At 60.2% G+C, this 24,414-nt stretch carries 20 protein-coding genes and 1 tRNA gene; 12 read left to right on the plus strand and 9 right to left on the minus strand.

Annotation, left to right across the window (positions count from 1 at the left end):
• Positions 1-8 precede the first annotated feature (8 nt).
• Both rlmD and CRI94_RS16110 read right to left on the minus strand, forming a co-directional pair.
• Positions 9-1,412, minus strand: a complete 1,404-nt coding sequence (gene rlmD, locus CRI94_RS16105) for a 23S rRNA (uracil(1939)-C(5))-methyltransferase RlmD (protein ID WP_098078416.1) — start codon at positions 1,410-1,412, stop codon at positions 9-11.
• Positions 1,413-1,633: 221 nt separating this feature from the next.
• Complete coding sequence (locus CRI94_RS16110; RefSeq protein ID WP_098078602.1) at positions 1,634-2,329, minus strand: response regulator transcription factor; 696 nt, start codon at positions 2,327-2,329, stop codon at positions 1,634-1,636.
• 452 nt (positions 2,330-2,781) lie between these two features.
• Here CRI94_RS16110 and CRI94_RS16115 point away from each other — a divergent pair, with 452 nt between their 5' ends.
• A complete protein-coding gene (locus CRI94_RS16115; protein WP_098078419.1) occupies positions 2,782-3,078 on the plus strand; it encodes a hypothetical protein in 297 nt (98 codons plus the stop codon).
• A 17-nt stretch (positions 3,079-3,095) separates the two neighbouring features.
• Here the strand turns inward: CRI94_RS16115 and CRI94_RS16120 are convergent, their stop codons facing one another.
• A complete protein-coding gene (locus CRI94_RS16120; protein WP_098078422.1) occupies positions 3,096-3,575 on the minus strand; it encodes a ComEA family DNA-binding protein in 480 nt (159 codons plus the stop codon).
• Between the two features lie 258 nt (positions 3,576-3,833).
• Between CRI94_RS16120 and recO the strand changes: the two genes are divergently transcribed.
• The 3 genes from recO to CRI94_RS16135 all read left to right on the plus strand — a co-directional run bounded on the left by recO (position 3,834) and on the right by CRI94_RS16135 (position 6,549).
• A complete protein-coding gene (recO, locus tag CRI94_RS16125; protein ID WP_098078427.1) occupies positions 3,834-4,598 on the plus strand; it encodes a DNA repair protein RecO in 765 nt (254 codons plus the stop codon).
• Between the two features lie 416 nt (positions 4,599-5,014).
• Positions 5,015-5,653, plus strand: coding sequence for a LexA family protein (locus tag CRI94_RS16130; protein ID WP_098078431.1), 639 nt, complete (start codon positions 5,015-5,017; stop codon positions 5,651-5,653).
• Positions 5,654-5,925: 272 nt separating this feature from the next.
• Positions 5,926-6,549, plus strand: coding sequence for a class I SAM-dependent methyltransferase (locus tag CRI94_RS16135; protein WP_098078436.1), 624 nt, complete (start codon positions 5,926-5,928; stop codon positions 6,547-6,549).
• 181 nt (positions 6,550-6,730) lie between these two features.
• On the opposite strand, the gene CRI94_RS16140 is transcribed toward CRI94_RS16135, so the two are convergent.
• Positions 6,731-8,176, minus strand: coding sequence for a DASH family cryptochrome (locus tag CRI94_RS16140; protein WP_098078440.1), 1,446 nt, complete (start codon positions 8,174-8,176; stop codon positions 6,731-6,733).
• A gap of 297 nt (positions 8,177-8,473) precedes the next feature.
• Positions 8,474-8,647, minus strand: coding sequence for a DUF2256 domain-containing protein (locus tag CRI94_RS16145; protein WP_098078443.1), 174 nt, complete (start codon positions 8,645-8,647; stop codon positions 8,474-8,476).
• Positions 8,648-8,904: 257 nt separating this feature from the next.
• On the opposite strand from CRI94_RS16145, the gene CRI94_RS16150 reads away from it, so the two are divergent.
• Positions 8,905-8,977 (plus strand) — tRNA-Ala (locus CRI94_RS16150).
• Between the two features lie 99 nt (positions 8,978-9,076).
• Here CRI94_RS16150 and CRI94_RS16155 read toward each other — a convergent pair.
• The 4 genes from CRI94_RS16155 to CRI94_RS16170 form a co-directional block, all read right to left on the minus strand.
• Positions 9,077-10,756: a PepSY-associated TM helix domain-containing protein gene (locus tag CRI94_RS16155; protein WP_098078447.1), complete on the minus strand. Its 1,680-nt coding sequence runs from the start codon at positions 10,754-10,756 to the stop codon at positions 9,077-9,079.
• Positions 10,757-10,802: 46 nt separating this feature from the next.
• A complete protein-coding gene (locus CRI94_RS16160) occupies positions 10,803-11,084 on the minus strand; it encodes a hypothetical protein (RefSeq protein WP_098078450.1) in 282 nt (93 codons plus the stop codon).
• A gap of 61 nt (positions 11,085-11,145) precedes the next feature.
• Entirely contained in the window at positions 11,146-11,493 is a 348-nt protein-coding gene (locus CRI94_RS16165; RefSeq protein ID WP_098078454.1) for a hypothetical protein, read from the minus strand.
• Positions 11,494-11,551: 58 nt separating this feature from the next.
• The gene (locus CRI94_RS16170; protein ID WP_098078457.1) at positions 11,552-13,906 is read right to left on the minus strand and encodes a TonB-dependent siderophore receptor; all 2,355 of its coding nucleotides are present in this window, start codon (positions 13,904-13,906) and stop codon (positions 11,552-11,554) included.
• A gap of 587 nt (positions 13,907-14,493) precedes the next feature.
• Here CRI94_RS16170 and CRI94_RS16175 point away from each other — a divergent pair.
• The 7 genes from CRI94_RS16175 (at position 14,494) to CRI94_RS16205 (ending at position 24,389) form a co-directional block, all read left to right on the plus strand.
• The gene (locus tag CRI94_RS16175; RefSeq protein ID WP_098078605.1) at positions 14,494-16,194 is read left to right on the plus strand and encodes a potassium channel family protein; all 1,701 of its coding nucleotides are present in this window, start codon (positions 14,494-14,496) and stop codon (positions 16,192-16,194) included.
• Between the two features lie 428 nt (positions 16,195-16,622).
• Positions 16,623-18,875, plus strand: a complete 2,253-nt coding sequence (katG, locus tag CRI94_RS16180; RefSeq protein WP_098078460.1) for a catalase/peroxidase HPI — start codon at positions 16,623-16,625, stop codon at positions 18,873-18,875.
• A 314-nt stretch (positions 18,876-19,189) separates the two neighbouring features.
• Entirely contained in the window at positions 19,190-20,161 is a 972-nt protein-coding gene (locus tag CRI94_RS16185; RefSeq protein ID WP_143815454.1) for a hypothetical protein, read from the plus strand.
• A 381-nt stretch (positions 20,162-20,542) separates the two neighbouring features.
• Complete coding sequence (locus CRI94_RS16190) at positions 20,543-21,226, plus strand: M23 family metallopeptidase (protein WP_098078469.1); 684 nt, start codon at positions 20,543-20,545, stop codon at positions 21,224-21,226.
• A 271-nt stretch (positions 21,227-21,497) separates the two neighbouring features.
• The gene (locus CRI94_RS16195) at positions 21,498-22,424 is read left to right on the plus strand and encodes a mechanosensitive ion channel family protein (RefSeq protein ID WP_098078475.1); all 927 of its coding nucleotides are present in this window, start codon (positions 21,498-21,500) and stop codon (positions 22,422-22,424) included.
• A gap of 428 nt (positions 22,425-22,852) precedes the next feature.
• Positions 22,853-23,410: a DUF421 domain-containing protein gene (locus CRI94_RS16200; RefSeq protein WP_098078479.1), complete on the plus strand. Its 558-nt coding sequence runs from the start codon at positions 22,853-22,855 to the stop codon at positions 23,408-23,410.
• 55 nt (positions 23,411-23,465) lie between these two features.
• The gene (locus tag CRI94_RS16205; protein ID WP_098078482.1) at positions 23,466-24,389 is read left to right on the plus strand and encodes a metallophosphoesterase; all 924 of its coding nucleotides are present in this window, start codon (positions 23,466-23,468) and stop codon (positions 24,387-24,389) included.
• Positions 24,390-24,414 lie beyond the last annotated feature (25 nt).

The following is a 24,414-nucleotide window of genomic DNA, read 5'->3' on the forward strand; positions in this document are numbered from 1 at the left end:
CCCACATTTCATTTCCGGGTGCAGCGGACGACGTTCTCGATGTGCGGCGTGTGGGGGAACATGTCGACCGGCTGGACGCGGTCGATGCGGTAATAATCCTTCAGCAGGTCGAGGTCGCGCGCCTGCGTCTGCGGGTTGCAGCTCACGTAAACGAACCGCTCTGGATGGAGGTCGGCAATCTGCTGGACGACCTTCTTGTGCATGCCCGCGCGCGGCGGGTCAGCGATCACCACGTCCGGTCGGCCGTGTTCGGCGATGAAGGACGGCGTGAACACATCCTTCAGGTCGCCGCTGCGGAAGGTGCAGTTGTGGATGTTGTTCATCGCCGCGTTGGTGCGGGCGTTGTCAACAGCCGCCTCGACCATTTCGACGCCAATGACCTTGTCGACGCGCTGCGAGAGGAAGACGGAAATCGTCCCTGCTCCGCAGTACAGGTCGTAGACCCGGTCGGTCGGCTTGAGGTCAGCAAAGTCCCGCGCCACCTCGTACAGCGTCTCCGCCTGGGTCGTGTTGGTCTGGAAGAAGGCGCTGGGGCTGATTGCGAAGCGATACCCGCCGATGACGTCGTAGATGACGCCCGAACCAAAGATCGTCCGCTCGCGGCCCTGCGGGTTCTGCGACTTGCCCTTATGGTTGGTGTGGATGAACGTCGACACCTCGGGGAATTCCTCCTGCAGAAAGGACGAGACGGCTTCGATGCGCTCCTCGTCGTAGCCATTCGTGACGAGGTTGACCATCACGTCGCCGGTGTGCTCACCCGTGCGGATCACGAGATGACGGAGAAAGCCGGTATGGTTTCGGATGTCCCACGGCTTCCAGTCGCGTGCCTTCGCGAAATCCCGGATGCCATTCAGTAGCTTCGGCGTCACGGCCGACGGCAGGTGGCATTCCTGCAGATCCAACACCTTAAAGAAATTGCCGGGCACGTGGAGGCCGACCGCGAAGTCGGTGTCGAAGTCTTGCCCGCTGTCGATTTCTGCCGACGTCAGCCACCGGTCGGCGCTGAAGTCGAAGTCCATCTTGTTGCGGTACCGGTACGGCGAGTCACAGCCGATCACCGGGGGCACCTCGATGCCGGAAAAGTCGCTGTTATAGGCAAACGTCTCCTCGACGCTCTGTCGCTTGGCTTCGAGCTGTGCTTCGTACTCGACGTGCTGCCACTTGCAGCCGCCGCACTCGTCGGCGTACCGGCAGCGGGGCTCCGTTCGGAGTTCGCTGGGCTCGATGACCTCGTCGATCTTCGCCTCCGCATAGCTCTTCTTTTTCTTGAAGACGTACGCCTTCACGCGGTCGCCGGGGACCGCGCCGTGGACGAAGACGACATAACCATCGACACGAGCGAGAGATTTTCCTTTGTCGGCGAACTTTTCGATCTCCAGCTCGATATGCTGGCCGCGTTTGATGCTGGCCATGGGCGTCAGGGTGCTACGGGGAAAAAGCAGGTGGATGCCTTCCTGGAAGCGTGTCCGAGAAGGGGAGCGCCTCACGGCTGCCGGTGGGCTTCGGTTCCCCTTCACTGCGTCAGTTGGTGGCGTGGAAAACGAAAAAAGCGAGCATCCGGAAAAATCCCGATGCTCGCTCGAACGCTATTTATGGGTAGAAACGCAGGCTCTTACTCAACCGCGACAACGAGTTAACCCGCAAACTTGTAGCCGATGCCGTACACCGTCTCGATGAACTGAGGCTCGGTGGGGTCCGGCTCGATTTTCTTGCGGAGTGACGCGACGTGGCGGTCGATCGTGCGGGTCGTGATGTCGCCGCTGATTCCCCATACGTCGCGTAGAAGCTGCTTCCGGCTCACCGTTCGACCGCGGTGGTTGATGAAGTACTCCAGGATGTCGAACTCGAGCGACGTAAACTCGACCTCTTCTCCATCTTTAATGGCGGTGTGGGTGTCGAAGTCGACTTTGACATCGCCGAATGTGAAGGCGTCGTCGTCCACCTCCGAGGAGCGGCTCCGCTCGAGCACGGCCCGGACGCGTGCCGCGAGCTCTTCTGCGTTGAATGGTTTCGTGACGTAGTCGTCCGCGCCCAGGTCGAAGCCCCGGAGCTTGTGCTTGTCCTGTCCCTTGACCGTCAGCATGATGACCGGGGAGTCGACCCCTGCCTTTCGCGCTTCACGGAGCACATCGAAGCCGTCCTTCTCCGGAAGCATCACGTCGAGCAGCACCACGTCGTACGGGGGAAGCGTTGTGATTTGCTGCATCGCTTCCGATCCGTCGGTGGCGCGGGTCACGTCGTAGCCTTTGATCGAGAAGAAGTCTTCCAGGCCGGTCCCGACTTCAGGATCATCCTCAACGATCAAAATTCGTGCGTTCGTGGTTTCCATCGAGGCAAAAGCGGCAAGTGAGAGAAAGCGCGCAGAACCTGCTTGGTTGATCAATCTACAACGTCGCATCGCTCGGGGCGGAGCAATCGGGTGCCCTCGAGTTCGCCGAAGATATTTCCCCAAACAGGTTGTTATCGCATCGACGGCCGGCACCGCGGAATCACCGGCAATCAATAAGTGAAAGTAGGAAATAGATCCGGTAGATGCAGGCCGATTACGTCGTCATACGGCGAAACCCGCACCGTCCTGTCAGGATCCACGCCACATGTTACTCCACTAACAATGGAGCATATCAGACAAGCCTCAATTCATGGTGGATTCGTCCGTGGCTCTGGTTCGCATCGCTACAGGCACGAACGGAAGCTTCTCGCCGTCGTTTATGCTTTGAACCGTACGCTGCGCCGCAGTGTGCGATTGTTTTTACGGATACAGCGGTTTCCCCGCGCAAGCCTATGGATGGCAGCGTACTTTTTGACCCTAAATATCTTCCGATCATTCTGGCCACGCTGATCGGATTCAGCATTCTGGCGGCCGCGCTACTCGTGCCCGTGTGGAGATTTTTGGAGCGGGAGGAGAAGGTCGCAGAGAAATGGACGCCCGACCAGATCGCAGAGCACATCGAGAACATTCGATCGGAGTACGAGGAGAAGGAGCAGGAGCAAGCCCCCTCGGAACGGGCTTTTTCGGATGTCGGATCACAGGCCCCGGCGGATCCAGAGACGCCGGCAGATAAGGCATCGGATCACTGAGTCAGAGGGCCGATCGTTTATGGCGTATCCACGACGATGAGCGGACGAACGTCCTCAAGCGTTTTCGGGCCAATGCCTCGTACGGCCGTCAGCTGCTCGACGCTTGTAAACCGACGCTTTTTCCGATACGCGATCACGCGGCCGGCCAGGGACGGACCGATCCCCGGTAGCGACTGAAGTTCGGCTGACGAAGCGGTGTTCAGGTTAATCGTGCCCGGTGATTCAGCGACTGTATCCGAGTCGTGCAAGTTCTCCTCCTCGGGTGGCCCGGAGGTGCCGGATTCCGTGAGATTCGCCTCGGCTGTGAGTGCCGCGGTCGTGTCCGCAGCATCCAGCGAATCCGTAAGAAGGAGGCTTCGGTCGACCGGGGGAACGTTCTGCTTCTGAACGTACTGGATGACCAGTCCGGTGAAGAAGAGGGCGAGAACCGACAGAATCGCCAGGGCTTCGCGTCGGGTGATGGCGAGCCGCTGTTGAAGGAGGTGAAGCCAGTGCATGGGAGGCCAGTTGGAGCGGGAGGGCGGAGCACGAGTAGGATAATGTTATCGTGCGTGCTCCTTTATCTAGACACATCGAGGCCCGGTATCATAACATCGGGGCGAGTCTCGATGGGGTTTGTGCTCCCTGACGCCGGTGTGATTGGAACGCTGGTCCGTGGAAGGCTGGTTACCTCAAAACAGATGTGTCTCTACGGCTTGCTTGCGCAGTTAAAACGAGCGCTCGTGCATTCGCCATTCTATATCGTGTAATGACCCATGGCCAAGCGTGACATCATTCGGAGTCAGGCCATCGTTTTGCGGGGCATGGACTACAGCGAGACCAGCCGGATCGTGACGCTGTTCACGAGAAAGCAGGGCAAGATCAGTGTAATGGCGAAGGGCGCGCGTCGGACGAAGAGCTCGTTCGGGTCGACGCTCCAGCCGATGGCGTACACGCAGGTCGTGTACTATTACAAGCCGACGCGGACGCTGCAGATGTTGACCGAGAGCAGCCACGTCACCGCGTTCCACGACCTGAATCGCCGCCTTGAAAAGATCACGATCGGGTTACGCATCGTGGAGCTCGTCGATGCGCTCATGGAAGAAGAGGACCGTCAGCCGTCCGTCTTCGCCCTCGTCCTACAGGCCCTGGATGCACTTAACCGGGCCGAGGAGCGGATCGACAACCTGTGGCCCTTCGTGCAGTTACGCATCGCTCGTGCGCTCGGTGTTGCACCATCGATCGACCGCGAGAACGTCGAGGCCGTGACCGATGCCGGCGGGATCCTGTCGCTGGCGAACGGCGGGGTGTACCCACGGACCGCCCGCCCGAGTCACGCCCGAACAGCCTCTCGCGCCGCACTTCGAGCATTCGCTATTCTCGCTCGAGCCGACATCGACGTCATCCTCCGCATGGACCTGGACGAGCAGACCCGAGCGCGCGTCCACCGGCTCGTCGCCGAATACATGGAGTTCCACTTCGAGTCCGCGTACCCGACCCGCAGCCGCGACGTCATCGCCCAGCTGAAGTCTGGGGGATGAGGTTTGGACGTTTGAAGGTATGGAAGTATGAGAGTGTGTGGGTGTGAGAGCGAGAGAGGAGAGGGCGAAAGGGTGAAGGGGAGAGAGGGGTGAAGTGTGGACGTTTGGAGGTGTGAACGTGTCGAGGTTTGGGAGCAAGAGAGGCGAGCGAAACGAGAAACGGGTTACAGCGATGATTCGAAGCGGCCCAGCACTATCCCCAACTCTGAACCTTGAACACTGAACTTTGAACCCTCCGAAGGAGACGCGCTTGACCTTTTGCGGTGGGGTGGCTACTCTTACTGTGTGGATCATATGTTCCGGGCTGCAACGCCGCCAGAGGCCGGTTTTTTGTCTCTTGTCGGTTTGGGCAGCGGTCGGCTTCTGGGCCGGCCATTCCGTTCGCCGAGTCGTGCGACAGATCACGCCGTCAACCCATGGGTCGAAAAAAACTCACCGCCAAGCAGCACGAGTTTCTGCAGTTCCTGATCGATCACACCCAGGAGCATGAGGTGTGGCCGACGTATCGGGAGATTATCGATCACTTCGGGTACCGCTCCCCGAACAGTGTCACGCAGAATCTGAAGGCGCTGCACCGGAAGAAGCATCTTGTCCGCGACAGTCAGGGATACCACCTGGCTCCAAAGCATCGGGACGACGAGGAGGACACCGGCATCCCGGTTCGGGGCATCATCTCTGCCGGTACGCTGCAGGAGGCCGTCGAGGCGGATCTGGGCACGATCACGCTCGACATGATCTTCCCCAACATCGATCGCCTCTTCGCGATTCGCGTCTCCGGTCAGTCGATGCAGGGCGCCGACATTCGCGATGGCGACTACGTGCTTCTCATCGACGACGACATCCCTGAGGGTGGAATCGGGGCCGTGCTCTACAACGGGGAGACGTCACTGAAGCGCGTGTACCATGACAAAAACGGCCTCCGGCTCGAGCCCTGCAATCCGGAGTACGACGACATCCACATCCACCCCGATGTCTTCGAAGAGGTAACCATTCTCGGTCGCTACGTCGGCCATGTCAACGAGCGCGGCATTTTCAAGCGTCGCTCTGCCGCGTAGGCGAGATGGGGAGGGGGAGCAAGGGGTAAGGGTGAGGGAGAGAAAGAGGGAATGGGGGAATGGGGGAAAAGAGGCTTGATGCGAGTGCTACTGCTCGATTCGGGCGCTGAAATTAGGTCCTTTTCCTCGAGGAGACTGCTAACCCGAATGCCTTCAGGCGTGCAGGACGCAGGTTTTCCTGCCGAAAGAGTTCTGAAAGCTTTAGATGTCTGCCCTGAAGCTTGTGAGCGCGATTGGGAAGTCCTGTCACTGTCACTTCATCTCGACGTCTTATGTCTATTCCGAACTGGTCCTCTCATGTCCGTCGCGGTGGGGGATTCTGGAGTGACGGTCGGTGGTATGATCTTCACCTGGAGCGCCGTATGCCGCTGGCGCTGCCGATGCTCGAAGAGTTGCGGGATGCTCTGCCACCTCTGCCGGCAGGGACGCGGGTTTGTGACCTGGCCTGTGGCACGGGCAACGGCGCGGTGACCGTGTTGAGCGCGTACCCAGAGGTCCACATCACGCTCCTGGACGAGGACCCCGACCTGCTCTCGGTCGCGCGGGAAAAGGTGGATCCGCTTACGCTTGACGTCGAGGTGCTGCAGACAACGATCGATACCGACGGTGAAGCAATCCCCGGTGGGCCGTACGATGTGGTCATTGCCTCCCTTGCCCTCCACGCCATTGTCGGACACGACGTTGAGCGTGCGGAGGCCGAGTCTCGCTATGAACTTCTCTTTCGCAGCATCGCCGACGGTTTGGTCTCTGGCGGACACTGCTTCGTCGGCGATCACGTCGGCACACTCCCGCTCTTCGCCCAGCTCAAAGCCATGGAGCGCGCCGGCTTTCGCGACGTCGACTGCGCCTGGCGCCAGGACGACTTCTTCGTCGCTGCAGGAAGGCTCGGGGAATAGCAATCGGGGGATGAGGTATGCGCTGTGGGGGAGGAGAATACGCTCTTGATCCATAACTCTGGCGTTCGGCACGATGGTTCTGGGAAAATCCACGGTCCGCAAAATTAACGTTCCTACGTTCACACGTCCATACGCTAACACATCCACACATCCAAACCTCCAGATGTCCACACCGAACGGATCACCGTTCTCCTCGGATGCGCTCGTAGGTTTTCTCCAGGTCGACATACGGCTCGGGGTAGTCGGCGCCAATGATGCAGCCGTACTCTTTCTGTTCCTCGCGGCTCATCGTGTGCGGCTCGTGGATGTATTGATCCGGCACGTCGGATAGCTCGGGCAGCCAGTGGCGGACGTAGTCGCCGTCGGAGTCGTAGCGCTGCGCCTGTTTGACGATGTTGAAGTAGCGGGAGCGCGGGTCATTGCCGACGCGGGAGTTGTATGCCCAGTTGCCCCAGTTGCTGGCGACATCGTAGTCGACCAATCGTGACTCGAAGTACGCCGCGCCCATGCGCCAGTCGAGCTTCAGGCTCTGGGAAAGCATACTGGCGACGTTCTGCCGGCCGCGGTTCGACATGAAGCCCGTCGTATTGAGCTCACGCATGTTGGCGTCAATGAACGGGATGCCCGTTGTCGCCGTCGCCCACTTCTCGAACGACTCGTCGTGGTAGGTCCAGTCGATGTCGTTGTCGTTGAGTCCGCCGGGGTGGAACAGCTTCGGCCCGGCCTTCCAGGTGACGTACGTGAAGAAGTCGCGCCAGATGAGCTCGAAGACCATCCAGTAGGTCGACTTATTGCTGACGCGCCGGTCCTCGTAGCGCTGGACCTCCTCGTAGATCTGTCGCGGCGTAATGCAGCCGTGCGCGAGCCACGGGCTGAACTTCGACGAGTAGCCTTCGCCCAGCAGGCCGTTGCGCGTCGCCTTGTATTCCTTCAGGTGATCGTCGCGCCAGATGTATTGCTGAATGCGGTCGAGGCCGCGCGTCTCGCCGCCCTTCCAGGGGAGCACGCCCCGCTCGTCGGCCGTCGCGTTGCCCTCGACCCCGAGATCCTCATTTGTCGGTATGGTGCCGGGATCCAGGTCCTCCGGCAGGGGGGCGAGCGTCTCCGGCGGATCGATTGTCGGGCGCACCTCCGACTGCTTCTGCAGCTTCTTCCGGAACGGCGTGAACACGTCCGGCACGTCGTCCGCGCTCTCGAACGGCGCATCGTCCAGGTGGTAGAGCGTCTTCCCCCAGAAGTAGGCCGGCTGTGCGTTGGTGTTGCGGAGGGCCTCCTCAACCGCGTTCTCGACCTCCTTTTCCTCCGTGCCCACCTCCTCGAACATGTACACGTCCGTCGCACTCGTCTCGCGGACCAGCTCGGGCAGCACGTCCTCCGGTTTCGCATGGCGCACCACGAGGTCCGCACCCAGACCCTTGAGTGACTCCCGCAGGTCGGCAACGCTCTCCCGGAGAAAACGAGCGCGGATCGCCCCCGTCTTCGGCAGATCGAACATCGTCGTCGCGAAGTGTCGCGGGTCGAAGCAGTAGACCGGGATCACCACATCGTGGTGCTCCGCTGCATACGACAGCGCCTCATGATCGCGAATGCGAAGGTCGTTCCGGTGCCAGACGATGGCCGTGGACATAGCTTGTAAGTATGGACGTGTGGATGTTTGGAGGTGTGAATGTTCGGGGGGGCGGTCTCGTAGCGAAGAGAAAGACCTTCATACTTCCATACTTTCAGAACCTGTTTGGCGGATGGATCGCGGGAATATACGCATGACCGTTCATTTCTATCGGAGGCCTGTTGGGATCCTTTCGCGATGACGCCGCAGACACCGGTGCGCGAGAACAGCTAATCCTCGTGCTACGAACGTCGGGAGGACCGACCACCGGGAGGTCCGTACCTTTAGATCGCCGAAGGCTGTCCGCCAAACAGGTTATCAGCCTTTCACTTCTTTTCGCCAGGGGACGTGGTCGCGGTTCTTGTTGCGGCGGCAGCGCTGGGAGCAGTACTTGACGTTTTCCCAGTCGTCTTCCCATTTCTTTCGCCACTTGAACTCGCGGTTACAGACCGGGCAGGTCTTTGTCGGGAGATTGCCTTTCTGGTGACTCATCGTGTGCAAGTCGGTCCTTGACGTGGGCAGAGAGCGCAACGACAGTGGGGGTCAGAGGTGCCTGTCCGCGCGAGGATCTTACCGGCTCGTCAAGACCTACCTGCTGGTGCAGCTTTCCGCGGGTGGTGCCCCCGTTCATTGATTTCTCACGGCGTCGGCGTGGCCGGTGCGGATGCGTGCCGGAACAGGGGAAAAGAGGCAGCGTTTGCACAGCCGACTTATGACGACGCTCCGCCCACCGCGGAGACGATCCAGATGGGGCTATAGCTCAGTTGGTAGAGCGCTGCAATCGCACTGCAGAGGTCAGGAGTTCGAATCTCCTTAGCTCCACACACGAAACCCCCGCCCGAACGTCTGTTCGAGTGGGGGTTTCTGTTTTCGTCTCGGTTCTTGCAGCGTTGGACTGCGGGCCTCCTCGGGAATGTGACCTCAGGATCGTTCTTCGTCGGAGGGGGAGGCTGTCGCGCTGTTGGAGAAGAGATCCTCCGGTCGGAGAGTGGGCTGAGGAGAGGAGGAGGCTTTGGCGCTTACGTTCTGATTGTTCGTTTTCGACGTGTCTACCTGCTCAGGGTCGTCCTGACGATCGTCGACGCGAATGCAGATGGCCAGTGCGATCGCTGCGACGCCGCCGAGGAGAGATCCGACGTCGACGCCCACGACGGCCCACTGCCCGGCGGCCCATGCGTCCCAGATCCACGCCCCCGTCGTCCATCCGTTGGCGATGGGGACGAGGAGCCACAGTCCTCCGCCCACCTGGAGGAGGCGGCGGTGAGAACGTGCCACGATGGGCTGCAGAAGGGCATAGACCACGAACAAAACCCATGTGCCGAAGAAGACCGCATTCACCCACCACCCGGGCTGGCTCACAGAGGCGGGAAGCCAGCGGTCGGTGAGAAACAGTAGGGCCAGTGCCGGCAGCATTCCGGTTGCGACGCCGGCGGTCAGGCGGGCGAGCATGCGGTGGATCCAACGGTTCTTTGCGCGGCGCACCTCCAGCCACGTCAGGTTGCCCGTCAATATCACGCTGCAGGAGGCGATGCCGAGGAGGAAGAAGAGAAGCTTGAGCGCCTGTCCCCCAAACTCGGCGAAGTGGAGCATCTCCATGCTCTGGACGGCGTCGTTGAGCGCACCGGCTTCGCTCGGAGCTTCCCGAAGAAGCACCTCCCCGGTGCGGGCGTGGAAGACAACCGATCCGGTTCCGCCGAAGACTGTCCCATCGGTACGGCCGAGCACCTCGACGCGCCCGTCCGGTTCGTCGACGCTATGCAGGATCATCGTCTGGGGAGTGAAGTCGTCCCATGCACTTGCAGCGCGCGTGGCAAGCTCGTCCAGTCGTTGCGGCGAGTGCTGCGCCGTCGCGACCGAGTCGACCGTGACCGTCGGGGCGTAGTATCCGGCTTCCCGGTAGAACTCGCCCACGTTGCCCCCAAAGAGAAGCGAGGCGTACGGAAGGGCGATCAGTCCCACGAGTCCAAAGTAGGCCCCCGTGAAGACGTACATCGTCTGAAAGGGCAGTCCGATGGTCCCGAGGACTTTGTGCGCGTCGGCCCAGGCAACGCGCAACTTCTTCGTGGGGCGGAACTGCAGAAAGTCCTTCACGAGCCGATCGATATGAACGGCGGTGCCCGTGGTGACGGCAAGCAGACCCAGTAGCGCGACGAATCCGCTAAGATACAGGCCCCACGTGCCGAGCTGAAAGAAGAAGTGGAGGTAGTATAGGAGTCGTGTCACCGCTCCTTCGTCCGGATTGGATACCCAGGCTCCGGTAGTCGGGTTGACCCACACGTCGTGCGAAGCACCCACGGTCCCGCCGGTCAGATACATGTAGAGGTTTGCATGCTCCGCGCCCGGCAGCGTCATGTATACGTAGGACGGATCCCCATCGCCGCGGCTGAGCGAGTCAAGAACCGGCTGCGTCAGGGTCGTGAGCGATTGCGACTCGCCAGGCGTATGTCGAAGGGACGGTTCCTCCCATTGACGGATCTCCCCGCGGTACAGAAGCAGGGCGCCGGTCGCAAAAATGACAAACAGGGCCAGGCCAATGACGATGCCCGCGGCGGAGTGGGCATCCCACAACAGTTTATATGCCCGAGATGGAAGCTTCGGCATTGAGAAACGTCGGGAGCGTAAGGGTGAGGACGACAAGAGATACGGCCTACAGAAAATGGATGCTGAGAAACGCCCAAGCGCTCAGAAGGAGAGTCGCTCCAGCGAGAACCACCCAGGCCCGCACGGACGTCCGAGCGAGAACGGCATAGCAGCCTGCGCCCACCCACAGAGGAAATCCGGCCATGATGCCGATCGCCATCCCGGTGCTATGGGCAACCGGCAGTGCGGTGACACACAGATAGGAGAAGGCCACAAAGAGGGCCGAGCTTGCGAGAAGAGAAGCACTTCCCCGCCCGAAGGCTTCTGCAGTGGTCCAGTCATACTTCATTGGAATAGGGGCCTTGCGTGCGACATGCAGGCGATAGAAACAAAAAGAAAAGGCAACTGCATCAGAGCCACGTGCCGATCACAGCGATCACGAGGGCGAGTGCTGAACTGACCTTCACAAAGCTGCTCGCAAGAGGGGCAGCAATCACCAGCAGCGACAGCGACATCATCACCGCAGAAAGCCACACCAGAAGCCCGGCACCGACGGGATAGATCACCGCGAACCCGAGTCCGCTCAGGCCAAGCAGAGCCAGACCGCCTCGATGCATCCAGCGTGGCGACCGTACGCCGCGACGTTCCCCCTGCCCCGGGGTCGCTGGGGCAAAAACGATGGAGGAGGACGTCGACGGCGAAGCCGCATAGCACAGAGCGGCCGCGATGTATGTGAGACCGAGGAAAGCGGCGGTCATGCTAGAGAGTTCGGGTGAGAACCGACGGTGCGAGAAAAAGGTGGGTATGGTAGCCGGGCTACCAGCGGTAGCGAAGGCGAGCCGTGATCGTGCGCGCTGCGCCATAGGTAGCGTAGTCCTGCGCTCCGCTCACGAAGGTTGAGGCGACGTACTCGTTGTCGAACACGTTATCCGCATTGACCTGAAAGCGAACCCCGTTCCAGTCGTAGTGAACGGTCGCGTCCACCAGTGTGACGGACGGTGCCTCCAGGGTGTTGGGAACGTCTCCGAAGCTCGGTCCAAGATACCGAACGCCGCCACCGACGCCAAGCCCCTGCAGTGGTCCTTCCTGAAGCGTGTAATCTGCCCAGAAGGAGCCCATCTGCTCGCGGACTTGCACAGGCCGCTCGCCTTCTTCTGCCGCCACGACACTTTCGGTGATCTCAACAGCCTGTCGCGTGTAGCTGAGCGTGAGGTCGAGACCGACGCCAAGGCTGGCGACGCCTTCCACCTCGATACCCTGAGAGTTCGCTTCACCCGTCTGTACCTGCTGAAACGATTGCGGGTCGACCTGGAGGAAGTTCTGACGGGTGAGGTCGAAGAGCGCAACGGTCAGGAAGCTGTTTCGTCCGGGCGGCTGGTACTTGGCGCCGACCTCCCACTGTTCGCCGAGGGCGGGATCGAACGGCTCTCCGTTCGCATCGGTGCCAAGCTGGGGAAGGAAGGACTGTGAGTAGCTGGCGTACGGGTTCAGGCCGATCTGCGACGTGTACACGAGTCCGGCCCGACCGCTAAACTTGCGGTCGCTTTGCTCCATCTCACTATCGGACAGGTTCATGACCGTCTCCGTCCGTGCCCAGTCCATTCGCCCATTGAGCGTAAAGATCAGGCGGTCGTAGAGCGTCGCCTGCTCCTGGAGATAGACGCCGATCTGGCGCTGCGTGATGTCGTTGTCAGCGAACGGTGCAGGATCCGCGATGGCTTGACCGTACGTCGGGTCGAAGACGTCGATGGACGGCGCGCTCCCGAAATTCTGCTTCGAGCCGACCGTGATGCGCTGAATGTCTGCGCCGAGGAGGAACGTGTGATCCGCCGGCCCGGTCGTCAGGTTCGCCTGCAGCTGGTTATCGATGGCGAGGCCGTCGAGGTCGCCGAAGCTTTCAAAGAGTGACCGGCTGAGTGTCCGTTCGTCGTTGGCGAGCCCGGCCGCGCTGCCGAAGACGGTCACATCATCGACGTCCACGGAATAGTAGCGAAGCTTCTGGTCGACGCGCCACGTGTCGTTGAATGTGTGCTGGAACAGGTAGCCGGCCGACCACTGCTCCCGGTCGTACTGGTCGACGCCCGGCTCACCGAGATACCGGTTGACGGGGATCGTGCCGTTCGGGTTCGACTCCAGCGTGCCCGAGACCGGGAGTCGCTGCGAGGGCCGCGTCTCATCGTTCTGGTACCGCCCGAGGAGGGTCAGCTTGGTTGCGTCCGTCGGCTGCCAGCTAAATGCGGGAGCGACGAAGATGCGATCGTTGGGAATGTTGTCAACCTGCGTATCCGCTTCTCGAACCAGACCCGTCAGCCGGTAGGAAAACGTCCCGTCTGTACCGATCGGGCCGCTCAGGTCGAGTTGTCCCTGCCAGCGGTTATACGTGCCGGGTTCAACGACAACCTCTCCAAACGGCTGCTGGGTCGGGCGCTTTGAGATGAAGTTGACCAGCCCGCCCAGGCTGCCTGCTCCGTACAGAACCGAGGCCGGGCCTCGCGGGACCTCCACGCGCTCAGCGCCATAGGGCTCCGGGCTGTAGCCGACGGCAAACGACGGATTCCGCAACTGAAGTCCATTGCGGTAGAGTCCTGATGTCGTAGCGTCGAACCCGCGAAAGCGGAGGAAGAACGTGCGCGGTTCAAACCCGAACGTCTCGCCCTGCGTGCCCGGTGTGTACCGGAGCGCCTCGGATAGCCGGTCGAGACCCCGAGCAGCGAGCTGGTCGCGCGTGATCACCGAAACGGACTGTGGCGTTTCCGAGAGAGGCGCGCCAATCTTGGTTACGCTGGACACGTCGCTGGCAACGTAGCCGCCGCGCCGCCCCGTCACGCGGATCTCGCTCAATTCGACAGACTCTTTGGACAGTTGAATCTGCAGCGTCGTCGTCTCGCTCGTCTCGACACGAAGGGAACGCTCCGTCGTGGAATATCCGACGAGACTTGCGCGGACCGTGTACGTCCCAACGGGGACGTCCGTGATCGTAAACTGCCCGTCATTGCCGGTTGCGGCACCGAGCGGCGTATCGACGATCCCGACGTTCACGGCCGGGAGGGGCTCGCCTGTTTCCTCTTCGACGACGGTTCCAGTGATTGTCCCTTGCTGGGCATATGCCGTACTACTTCCAGCCAGCAATAAGACGACGAAGACAATTAGAGTGGAGAAACGAGAAGGCACGGTAAGCTATCGTTATTTAGACTAGTTCTAATCTGTGGTCTCTTACGATACTGTATGCGGCCCCGGTTTTCAATTTTGTCACTTCGATAACTGTATTAAGACAGATACCGATCGGTGCGACGGTGCCCATCACCGCCCTCGGCATCAACGAGGCGAGCGGCTGTATGTGACATGAGCGTTCAGGTCAGCACCAACAGGTCCCAGAAGAAGCATCGGATCAACATTTTCGCTTACCTTAGTTCTCAGTAATAAGGGCCGGCGGATGCCTGTCCCGGTCATGCAGCGAGTGATTTCCCAGTTGTCATCAGCCGGAGGTGTTCAGCTGAATACGGCCGGTATGACCTCGACGTCTCGACCGCGTGCTCCAGCGTATAGGTATGACATCCTCCGAATACGATACCACTAGACTCTACCTCGGTGGGAACTGTAGACTTGATGCGATCGCCGGGCTGCCGTGTTCGACATATCATTTGTATGTTTACCCTCCGGTCGATTCCGCCGCGACGTACGTTCGAGTCTCTATCCTTTCAGGATTCGGTCTCGTGGTCACGGCTCGCTCAGGCACGCAGTTTCCCCATTTCGTCTCCATGAAGACCCTCAGCACGCAGCTCTCCTATTTTCTGCAGAATAAGGAGATCAGGCAGAATCTCCCCATTCTGCTGAAATACGTCGGCTTTCTCGTGGTTGTGATCGTCGTATTTACGGTCCTCTTCCACTTCATCATGCTCTACGCCGAGGGGGAGGAGCACTCGTGGATCACGGGCCTGTACTGGACGCTCACCGTGATGAGCACGCTCGGGTTCGGAGACATCACGTTCCAGAGCGACATCGGTCGGCTTTTCAGCGTGATCGTCCTCATCACGGGTATCGTGATGCTGCTCATCGTGCTGCCGTTTGCGTTCATACGGTTCTTCTATGCACCCTGGCTCGAAGCACAGGTCCGGTCGCGTGCACCGCGCGAGCTGCCTCCGGGTACGGAAGGTCATGTGTTGCTGGTGGCCCGCGATGCCATTGCGCCCGGTCTGATCAAGCGATTGGAGCGAAGCAATATCGATTACGCGTTGGTCGAGCCGGATCCGTCGGTCGCCTCCGCCTGGTTCACCGAAGGTCTGTCGGTGGTCGTGGGGGAGATCGATGACCAGGAGACGTATCGCCGCCTGCGGGCCGACCAGGCGCGACTCGTGGTGGCGAACCGCGACGACATCGTGAATACAAACGTCACGTTGACCGTGCGTGAGGCAGCTCCTCATGTGCCCATTGCCGCCGTGGCTGACAACGAGGATGCGATCGATATACTGGAGCTCAGTGGCGCCACCCATGTATTGCCGCTCAAGCGCTGGTTGGGCGAGCAACTGGCCAACCGAATCAACACGCAACACGCGGGTCTGCATGTTATCGGTGAGTACGAGGACCTCAAGATCGCAGAGCTTCCGGTGCACCGGACGCCGCTTGCCGGAAAGACCATTCGCGAGACGCAACTGCGCGAAAAGACGGGCGTCAGCATTATCGGGGTCTGGAAGCGAGGACGGATGGAGGCTGCTCGTCCCGACACGTTGCTCACCGACCAGTGCGTGCCGGTCGTGATGGGCAGCGCCGAGCGACTTGAAGACCTCGACATGATGCTGTTGATCTACGACGTGAATCCGAACCCGGTGCTGCTCATCGGAGGTGGCATGGTGGGATCGGCCGCCGCCCGGGCGCTGACGGATAAAGACGTTCCCGTCCATCTCGTCGAGCGCGATCGCCGTCGCTGCCGTATGCTGCGTGGCACATGCACGAAGGTGTTTCACGGCGACGCCTCGGACTACCACCTGCTCCACGAGGCCGGCATCGACAGGGCGCCCTCGGTGCTGCTCACCACCAACGACGATGCCGTCAATGTGTACCTGACGTCCTACTGCCGACGGCTGAATCCAGAGTTGCGGATCGTGAGCCGGATCACGCACGAACGGAATCTGGACGCCATCCACCGTGCGGGAGCAGACTTCGTGCTGAGCTATTCGACCTTGGGCGTCGATGCAGTGATTTCGATCGTGAATGGGCGCGAGCTCGTCGTGCTGGGGGAGGGCGTCGACCTTTTCTCTCGCGAACTGCCCCGAACCCTGCACGGCACGACGCTGGGAGAGAGCGGTATCGGTGCGAAAACCGCACTCAACGTGGTGGCCGTCAAGCACAACGGACAGGTCATGACCGATCTATCGCCGGACCTGCATTTGAAGGAAGGCGATACCCTCGTGATGGTCGGGTCCGACGAGCAGATGGACGCGTTCGTTGATAGGTACGAATAGGCATGTTGGTGCGGGGGGGCGATTCGGACGGTGCACCAAGCGGAATGTTGGGGGCAAAGAGGTATTGGTCTTCGAGCGGGCAGCGCCCCGGATATTCTAATCGCTAATTGACGAAAACGGATTGACGGACCGGCGTCTACGCCTGATATTATTTCAAGCGGCAGATCGGCTCGGTCTCGACCGACAGTAGATTCGGTCGACGAGATGTCGCAACGGTTATGCCCCTTCCTCGGGTGGCCCCAAATTACACCGCGAGCCCCGTTCGTTTGGTGCGAGTGCGTTACTAGACGGAACGAACGCGTCTGCGGTCGGCGTTTCTTGGTGATCGCCATGCTGTGTGAGCTGTGAAAGGCGCCCAACGTCGACACTCCACAGACGCCATCTCCGGTGTCTCGCCTCCTATCCCCTTCATCAATCAGTACGACTTTATGTCAAAGGACCCAACGTCACACGACGCTCACGCGGAAGGTACGAGTGAGAGCGGCGGCTGTCCGGTGGTGCATACCAATGGTTCGAGTAGTAAGCGGGCGAGTGCGCCGGCAACGAACCGTAACTGGTGGCCCGATACACTCGACATCGAGATCCTCGACCAGAACGCCCAGGATGTGGGCCCGTGGCTCGGCGATTTCGATTACGCGGAAGCGTTCAGCGAACTCGATTATCACGCCCTGAAAGAGGACATCCACGAGGTGATGACTACCTCGAAAGAGTGGTGGCCGGCCGACTACGGTCACTACGGCCCGCTCTTCATTCGCATGGCGTGGCACGCCGCGGGTACGTACCGCACGACGGATGGCCGCGGCGGCGCCTCGGGCGGACGTCAGCGCCTCGCGCCGCTCAACAGCTGGCCGGACAACGCCAACCTCGACAAGGCTCGCCGCCTGCTCTGGCCAGTGAAGCAGAAGCACGGCAGTAAGATCTCGTGGGCCGACCTGATGGTCCTCGCCGGGAACGTCGCCCTCGAATCGATGGGCTTTAAAACGTTCGGCTTCGGCGGCGGTCGGGAAGACGACTACCAGCCCGACAAGTCGATCGACTGGGGCCCGGAGAACGAAATGGAGACCTGGGACCGGTTCAACGAGAACGATGAGCTGGAGAACCCGCTCGGAGCGACGGTGATGGGGCTCATTTACGTGAATCCGGAAGGACCGGAAGGCACGCCCGATCCGGAGTGGTCAGCCAAGCGCATTCGCCTTTCGTTCGGCCGGATGGCCATGAACGACGAGGAGACGGCGGCCCTCATCGCTGGCGGACACACCTTCGGCAAGGTCCACGGCGCGAATACCGACGACCACGTCGAGGCGGAGCCAGAAGCTGCACCCATCGAGCAGCAGGGCTTCGGCTGGAAGAGCTCGCACGGCTCCGGCAAAGGCGCCGATACGATCACCAGTGGCATTGAAGGTCCGTGGACCGGAGATCCCATTCAGTGGGATTCGGGCTACCTGGATAACCTGCTCAACTACGAGTGGGAGAAGCACAAGGGCCCCGGCGGCGCATGGCAGTGGAAGCCGAAAAACGATGAGCTGAAGGAGACGGTACCGGATGCGCACGATGCATCGAAGAAGGTGGATCCGATGATGCTCACGACGGATATCGCGCTGAAGCGGGATCCGATCTACCGGGAGATCATCGAGCGCTTCCAGAAGGATCCGGCGGCGTTCCAGGACGCCTTCGCACGCGCCTGGTTTAAGCTCCTTCACCGCGACATGGGGCCGAAGGATCGCTACCTCGGGCCGGAGGTACCGGAGGAAGACCTGCTCTGGCAGGACCCGGTGCCGGCGGTCGATCATGACCTGATCGGAGACGAGGAAATCGCCGAGCTCAAGGAGATGATCCTTGCCTCGGACCTGTCGATCTCGCGCCTTGTGAAAACCGCCTGGGCCTCGGCCGCGACGTACCGTGACAGCGACAAGCGCGGTGGGGCCAATGGTGCCCGCATTCGCCTCGAACCGCATCGCAATTGGGAGGCCAACGAGCCGTACGAGCTGTCCCGTGCGCTGATGGTTTTCGAGGGCATCCAGAAAGACTTTAACAAGTCGCGTTCGGGCGACGTACGCGTCTCGCTTGCCGACCTGATCGTCCTCGGCGGGTGCGCGGCGGTTGAAAAAGCCGCGGCCGATGCCGGCTACGACGTGGAGGTGCCGTTCGAACCGGGACGCACCGACGCCACACAGGAGCAGACGGACGTGGAGTCGTTTGAACCGCTCGAGCCGACAGCCGACGGATTCCGCAACTACATGGCGGACAAGCCGGCACAGAACTGGAAGCCGGAAGAGTTTCTGGTCGACCGGGCCGATCTCCTGAACCTCACGGCCCCGGAGATGACCGTTCTCGTTGGCGGTATGCGCGCGCTGAATGCCGTGCACAAGAACGCCGAAGGCCACGGCGTCTTCACCGACCGACCGGAGACGCTCACCAACGACTTCTTCGTGAACCTGCTCGACATGGAGAACAAGTGGGAGCCGGTTTCCGAGGACAAAGAGATCTTTGAAGTTCAGGACCGTGAGACGGGCGATGTCAAATGGACGGCGACCCGTGCGGATCTGATCTTCGGGTCCAATTCCCGCCTGCGGACCATCGCGGAGGTGTACGGAGCCACCGGCGGCGAAGAGAAGTTCGTCCATGACTTCGTCGACGCCTTCTCGAAGGTGATGCACCTCGACCGGTTCGATCTCGCGTAGATCCACGGCGAGACATTCGACGGAAACGAAAAGCCTCGGCCTTATGGTCGGGGCTTTTTGTATTTGAACTCTAGCTTCAACACAGGTCGCTCTTCATTCCAAGTATCCTCTGCAGGCCTCTCTTTGTCGTCACCTCTGGCGCCCATGGATGATGGTGTCGGATCGACTGCGTGTAGGGTATAATATCGCTGTTGGTCTTATTAGTCAGCGTTGCGATATACGACATGCTGCCGTCCAGAGAGGATATGACAGGCATTTCTGGTCGATCAGATCAAGTGGTAGCAATTCATTCCTGACTCAAACCATAAGGCCATATGTCGTCTCCTCTATCGTTCTCTTTCGCCCGCGCTCTAAGCATCGTCTGCCTGATGGCGGCGGTCATTCTCGTATCTGCCTGCGACACGGAGCCGTCGGCCGTAAGTACTCTTTCTGATGCACCGGATAGTGAGTCGTCTCCACTCGTGACGGGTGATAAGGCCCTTGCCGACCTAAGTAGTCATAAACTGGTTTTGGGTGTTGCCGAATATTTGACCGACCCCGCCTCCGGGGAGGCCGGGCGCGTGGAGTGGTTCCAGAAAGACCTGGGCAACGCCAACCTCGGCCACGACTTCGTTTACAACGATCCTCGTGCTACGTGGGATGATGTGGATGACCTGACGTTCGCAGTCAAGCAGGGCGCAACGTCGTCTGACGCCAATCTGACGAATCAGTCCTTCTGGTTCGAAGAGAGCTTCCGGATCTGGGAGAGCGAGCAGTGCTCCGGTCTCGTGCTCGAAGAAAACGTCTCGACGGGGAATACCGGCGTGATCGAAACCTTTTTTGCCGGGGGTGGGATCGATGTCAGTCTTATTGAGGCGGATGTGACTCAGGTTGGTTTTCGGGGCGTCGGTCCGCTCTTCGCTCCCGGTTCTAGCACGCTTGGAGTCGCCTATACGCTGTTTTGGACGGATGCCAGTGGCAACCTGACAGATATCGACGGGAACGGGAAAATCGACGCCGCTTTCCGCGAGATCTACTACAATGATCAGTATACCTGGGCCGACGATGGGACCGAGGGGCCGCAGGCAAACGGCACGTACGTCTTCGACTTCCCGTCGGTAGCGATCCATGAGGCCGGCCACGGGCTCAGTGCAGCGCACTTCGGGTCGATCGGCGTGAAGGACGGGTTCCTGTTCGCGAAGCCGCGCGCGGTGATGAATGCTGTCTACGGTGGAACGCTTCGCGATCTACTGGGCCGAGACGTGGGGAGCCACTGCAGTAACTGGGCCGAGTGGCCGTACAACTAGTATCGACTCCTAATGCAGGATAAGCATTGCATCGCTTGCGTGGTGGTGCGATCGACGAGCGCCCGGGCCCATTGGCTTGGGCGTTCGCATGTTATGGGGAGAAAGTCGAAGAGAACCCAGGACATTCGGGTGAACTGAAGAGCACCGCCCGCCGGTTCATACATGACGCGGCACCCGAAAACGGCGAGAGCGCACGTCGAGGAAGGCCGACCATCCATCCGGTATCGTCGCTTCTTCCATCAGTTCACAAAGCGTATCGTACGGGGGACTTGTCGTGGCGGCAGAGAGGCCCGACCTCTTGCGTGTAACAACAAAAATTTCGCGCTCGTGATAGCTTACGAACTAATCGTCTACTGAACTGATGAAGTGTACTGCGTAGATATGAATCATCTGAATGTCCCATTCGATCACAAGCTTCTGCGCTGGGCCGCTGTGGTGACCTTCCTCCTATCTGGACTATTCGCCGGGCCCGCGCGGGCTCAGTACGGACTGAACCCGACGCCAGACACGCTGACGCAGTCCGTTCTCATCCACCCACCGATTGACGCGACCGGCGAGGGACTTTCGTTAGCGACAAGCGAGCATACGTATAAGCCACATCTCCGTCTCGGAGACCAGCTCGGGCGCGACTTTGGCGTGGAGAAGCTCCAGGAAGATGGAATCGCACGCCCGTACACGCCGGGCACTCGAGGCAAGCAAAATGAGGACTGGTACGGGTGGCGACGAGACGTCCTCGCTCCGTTCGAGGCGACGGTCGTTCGTGTGACTGAGCCCGATACGACGAATCAGCCCGGGACGATGAATCGGGAGGCTCAGCCGGGATTCATCGTGTTCGAGACGGATGATGCCTCCCTGGTCTATGCTCACGTACGGGAGATTGAGGTGGAGAAAGGAGACACCGTTCAGCCGGGGGATGTCGTCGCTAAGGTCGGAAACAACGGGAATTCGCGGGCGCCGCATGTCCATATCGGTGCGTGGACGGGCGAGGGGTCGCTGGGTGGATCGAAAACTGGAGGTACGCCCCTTCAGATTCAGGTTGATCTCTACGCGTCGGAACGGAAATGAGGCAATCTCTTCGAATCCAATCCAATGGGACAAATGGGGTGATGAATCGAGCGACCGGATCGGAGAGATGAAAGCTGTTCTCCGATTGAGAGTAACGCTGTAGGAAAAGGCAGAGGTATGCGCCGCTACTGCTCAACAGTAGCGGGTATGCATGGTTGGATTTACATGCTTCGGCGGCAGGTGCACGACCACGTCGTCTAAATTTAAGACCGTCTCTTCTGACTGTACGCCGACCTACGCTAGCGATTTCGCCTCACGCTTCTCGCTCGACATGGAATGGCAGTCATTTCTCGAAAGCGCGTACCGGTGGCTCATCACGACCGGCGCGGAAATCCTGGTCATTCTCCTGGTGACGGTCATCGCGCTGCGGCTCTTGCGTGCGTTAATCGACCGCTTCAACCGATCCCTTGAGAATGGAAAGCGCGACGGAGAAGCGATAAAGCGAGCCGATACCCTGAGTTCAGTCATCCGATATGCGGCCCAGATCATCATCTGGGTTATCGCGGCGATGATGGTCCTTGGCGCACTAGGTATCGACATCGGTCCGATCTTGGCAGCGGCCGGTGTGCTCGGTCTGGCCGTTGGATTTGGGGCGCAGAGCCTCGTTCAAGACGTCATCAGCGGCTTCTTCATCCTGCTGGAAGATCAGATTCGCGTCGGGGATGTCGTCGATATCGCCGGAAAAGGGGGCGTCGTGGAGCGGTTGAATCTTCGCATGGTCGTGCTCCGCGATCTCTCTGGCAACGTGCACTACGTCCGCAACAACCAGATCGACGTGGTGACGAACATGACGAAAGAGTTCTCCTACTACGTCTTCGACATCGGAATTGCCTATCGGGAAAATGTCGACGAAGCGATCGAGATCATCCAGCGCGTGGGGGCGGACCTGCGAGACGACCCCGATTACCAGGACGATATCCTCGATGACCTGGAGGTGCTGGGGGTCGATCAGCTTGGTGACTCGGCGGTCGTGATCAAGGCGCGCTTCAAGACGAAGCCGATTAAGCAGTGGCGCGTTGGGAGAGAGTACAACCGTCGCATCAAATCGGCCTTCGACGCAGAAAACATCGAGATTCCGTTCCCCCACATGACGGTCTACATGGGCGAGGACAAGGACGGCGCCGCTCCCCCGATGCACGTACAGCTGAATAATGATGGGGAGAGCCAACCATCCGGTAGCACGACGGCGCAGGGGTAAAGTCCGCAGGCTAGCTGCCGGATATTTTCACAGGTGCCTGCGTCAATTTCACATTCCCCTGTCGCCGCTGCTCCCCAGTGCGTGGGAGTATGAGGGTATGGGCGTGTGAGAGTTCGACGTGTCTCGACGTTCAGGCCTCGCCGAAGCGCATGAGACCCTGCGAGGTTCGTTTCTCAATGTCGCGCGAAGACATTCCGTTTTGAAATCAATCTGCCCGGTAGCTAGGTCCGCAGGTAGAGTTTGGGTTTAGCTCGAACATCGGGGCACCCGATGGGGCCGGAAGATGACGCAGACGACGCACCGGCTTCGTAGGTAGAAGATGTCTGTCTACTGGATGATGAGACGGGGCCTGTAGTTGCGATGCCTGAACGTGGTGTCTTGCGTGCTCGCGACGGCTGATATTCCTCATACACAGCGATAACGGCACCATGATCGACTGGGGTTGGATTTCGGGCACGAGCACCGCGAGCCTGATGGTTTTGCTATCAGGGATCGGCATTTACTTTGTCCTGCTGGTGCTCACCCGATTTACCGGGTTGCGGAGCTTCTCGAAGATGTCGAGCTTTGACTTCGCGATCACCGTTGCGATTGGCTCGGTTGTCGCCTCGACGATCCTCGCAAAGAGCCCATCGCTTCTCATCGGGGCGGTCGGGTTAGCGGTTCTCTATGGGATTCAGTATGTCGTCTCGACCAGTCGTCGGATGACTGAAACCGTCGAGCGCATGGTAGATAATGAGCCGCTTCTCTTGATGGCCGGGGAGGAGGTGATCAGCGATCACCTGGATCAGGCGCGGATGACGGAAGACGACCTCCGGTCCAAGCTTCGCATGGCCGGTGTAACGACACCCAGCGAGGTGCTGGCCGTAGTTTTTGAGACGACCGGAGACGTTTCGGTGCTCACGACGAGCGACGAGGTTGACCCGTGGATCTTCGAGGAAGTGCGCGGATGCGGTCGTATCGATTTTTCTCAGGCGAAGAGACAGTAAGGGCGCTCAGGTACGGGACGCTGGCCGAGACTCTCCTCATTCACGACGCGATTCCATGCGAAAGGCTGGCTACTTCCTCCTCGCTCTCCTCTGTGGCGTCATCATTTATGGGAGCGTCGTCGAGCCGAGATACCGTCTCCACGAGAAACCGGTCGAGGCTGAGCTCCCAGGCTTACCCAGAGGCTGGGATGGCCGTCAGATTGCGCTTCTCGCGGACTTTCAGATCGGGATGTGGGCGGGCAACACCGGAGTGATTCGAGACGCGGTCGATCGTGCGATCCGCGACTCCGTTTCGCTCGCGCTTATCGCGGGCGATTTCGTCTACAAGCCCGACTCCTCCCGCGTGCGGCGGGCCGTTGATATCATCCGTCCGCTCGTGGATGCTGGCATTCCGACGGTCGCTGTGCTTGGAAATCACGACTACTCGCTGGCGCACAACACGCCGAAGCGTATCGATCAGTACGCTGCGTATCTCGAGGCGCGACTCGAAGGCATCGGCGCGACGGTTCTGCAAAACGAAGCAACGCCCGTGACGGCAGGAGACGATTCGCTGTGGGTCGTCGGCGTCGGCTCGGTGTGGGCAGAGCTCGCAGATGTGGACATGGCGATGGAGTCGCTACCGGAGGGCGCGCCGCGAATCTGGCTTATGCACAACGCGGAGGCGTTTCGCGAAATACCGGCGGAGCAAGCGCACCTTGCTTTTGCCGGCCACACGCACGGAGGGCAAGTTCGCCTCATCCCCGGAAGGCAAAACTCGTGGCTCGACATCGTTCGTAAAGGCGAGATCATTGGTCACGGATGGGCGGCCGACTCCCTTGGCGCCGCGCCTAATCGCATCTACATCAACCGGGGCATCGGTTTCTCCACCATTCCGATGCGGATCAACTGCCGTCCCGAGCTGACCAAAATTACGCTTCGTCGCTCGGATGATGTCGTGCCGACGCGCGGGCCGGACGAGTCCGACCTGATGGGTTCATAACTTGTCTGGCGGATGGATCGCGAAA

The organism is Longibacter salinarum (genome assembly GCF_002554795.1).
GTDB classification, from domain to species: domain Bacteria; phylum Bacteroidota; class Rhodothermia; order Rhodothermales; family Salinibacteraceae; genus Longibacter; species Longibacter salinarum.

Coding starts and splice junctions, on each gene's coding strand:
- rlmD (WP_098078416.1), bottom strand. CDS start 1,412: ATGGCCAGCATCAAACGCGGCCAGCATATCGAGCTGGAGATCGAAAAG.
- CRI94_RS16110 (WP_098078602.1), bottom strand. CDS start 2,329: ATGGAAACCACGAACGCACGAATTTTGATCGTTGAGGATGATCCTGAA.
- CRI94_RS16115 (WP_098078419.1), top strand. CDS start 2,782: ATGGATGGCAGCGTACTTTTTGACCCTAAATATCTTCCGATCATTCTG.
- CRI94_RS16120 (WP_098078422.1), bottom strand. CDS start 3,575: ATGCACTGGCTTCACCTCCTTCAACAGCGGCTCGCCATCACCCGACGC.
- recO (WP_098078427.1), top strand. CDS start 3,834: ATGGCCAAGCGTGACATCATTCGGAGTCAGGCCATCGTTTTGCGGGGC.
- CRI94_RS16130 (WP_098078431.1), top strand. CDS start 5,015: ATGGGTCGAAAAAAACTCACCGCCAAGCAGCACGAGTTTCTGCAGTTC.
- CRI94_RS16135 (WP_098078436.1), top strand. CDS start 5,926: ATGTCTATTCCGAACTGGTCCTCTCATGTCCGTCGCGGTGGGGGATTC.
- CRI94_RS16140 (WP_098078440.1), bottom strand. CDS start 8,176: ATGTCCACGGCCATCGTCTGGCACCGGAACGACCTTCGCATTCGCGAT.
- CRI94_RS16145 (WP_098078443.1), bottom strand. CDS start 8,647: ATGAGTCACCAGAAAGGCAATCTCCCGACAAAGACCTGCCCGGTCTGT.
- CRI94_RS16155 (WP_098078447.1), bottom strand. CDS start 10,756: ATGCCGAAGCTTCCATCTCGGGCATATAAACTGTTGTGGGATGCCCAC.
- CRI94_RS16160 (WP_098078450.1), bottom strand. CDS start 11,084: ATGAAGTATGACTGGACCACTGCAGAAGCCTTCGGGCGGGGAAGTGCT.
- CRI94_RS16165 (WP_098078454.1), bottom strand. CDS start 11,493: ATGACCGCCGCTTTCCTCGGTCTCACATACATCGCGGCCGCTCTGTGC.
- CRI94_RS16175 (WP_098078605.1), top strand. CDS start 14,494: ATGAAGACCCTCAGCACGCAGCTCTCCTATTTTCTGCAGAATAAGGAG.
- katG (WP_098078460.1), top strand. CDS start 16,623: ATGTCAAAGGACCCAACGTCACACGACGCTCACGCGGAAGGTACGAGT.
- CRI94_RS16185 (WP_143815454.1), top strand. CDS start 19,190: ATGTCGTCTCCTCTATCGTTCTCTTTCGCCCGCGCTCTAAGCATCGTC.
- CRI94_RS16190 (WP_098078469.1), top strand. CDS start 20,543: ATGAATCATCTGAATGTCCCATTCGATCACAAGCTTCTGCGCTGGGCC.
- CRI94_RS16195 (WP_098078475.1), top strand. CDS start 21,498: ATGGAATGGCAGTCATTTCTCGAAAGCGCGTACCGGTGGCTCATCACG.
- CRI94_RS16200 (WP_098078479.1), top strand. CDS start 22,853: ATGATCGACTGGGGTTGGATTTCGGGCACGAGCACCGCGAGCCTGATG.
- CRI94_RS16205 (WP_098078482.1), top strand. CDS start 23,466: ATGCGAAAGGCTGGCTACTTCCTCCTCGCTCTCCTCTGTGGCGTCATC.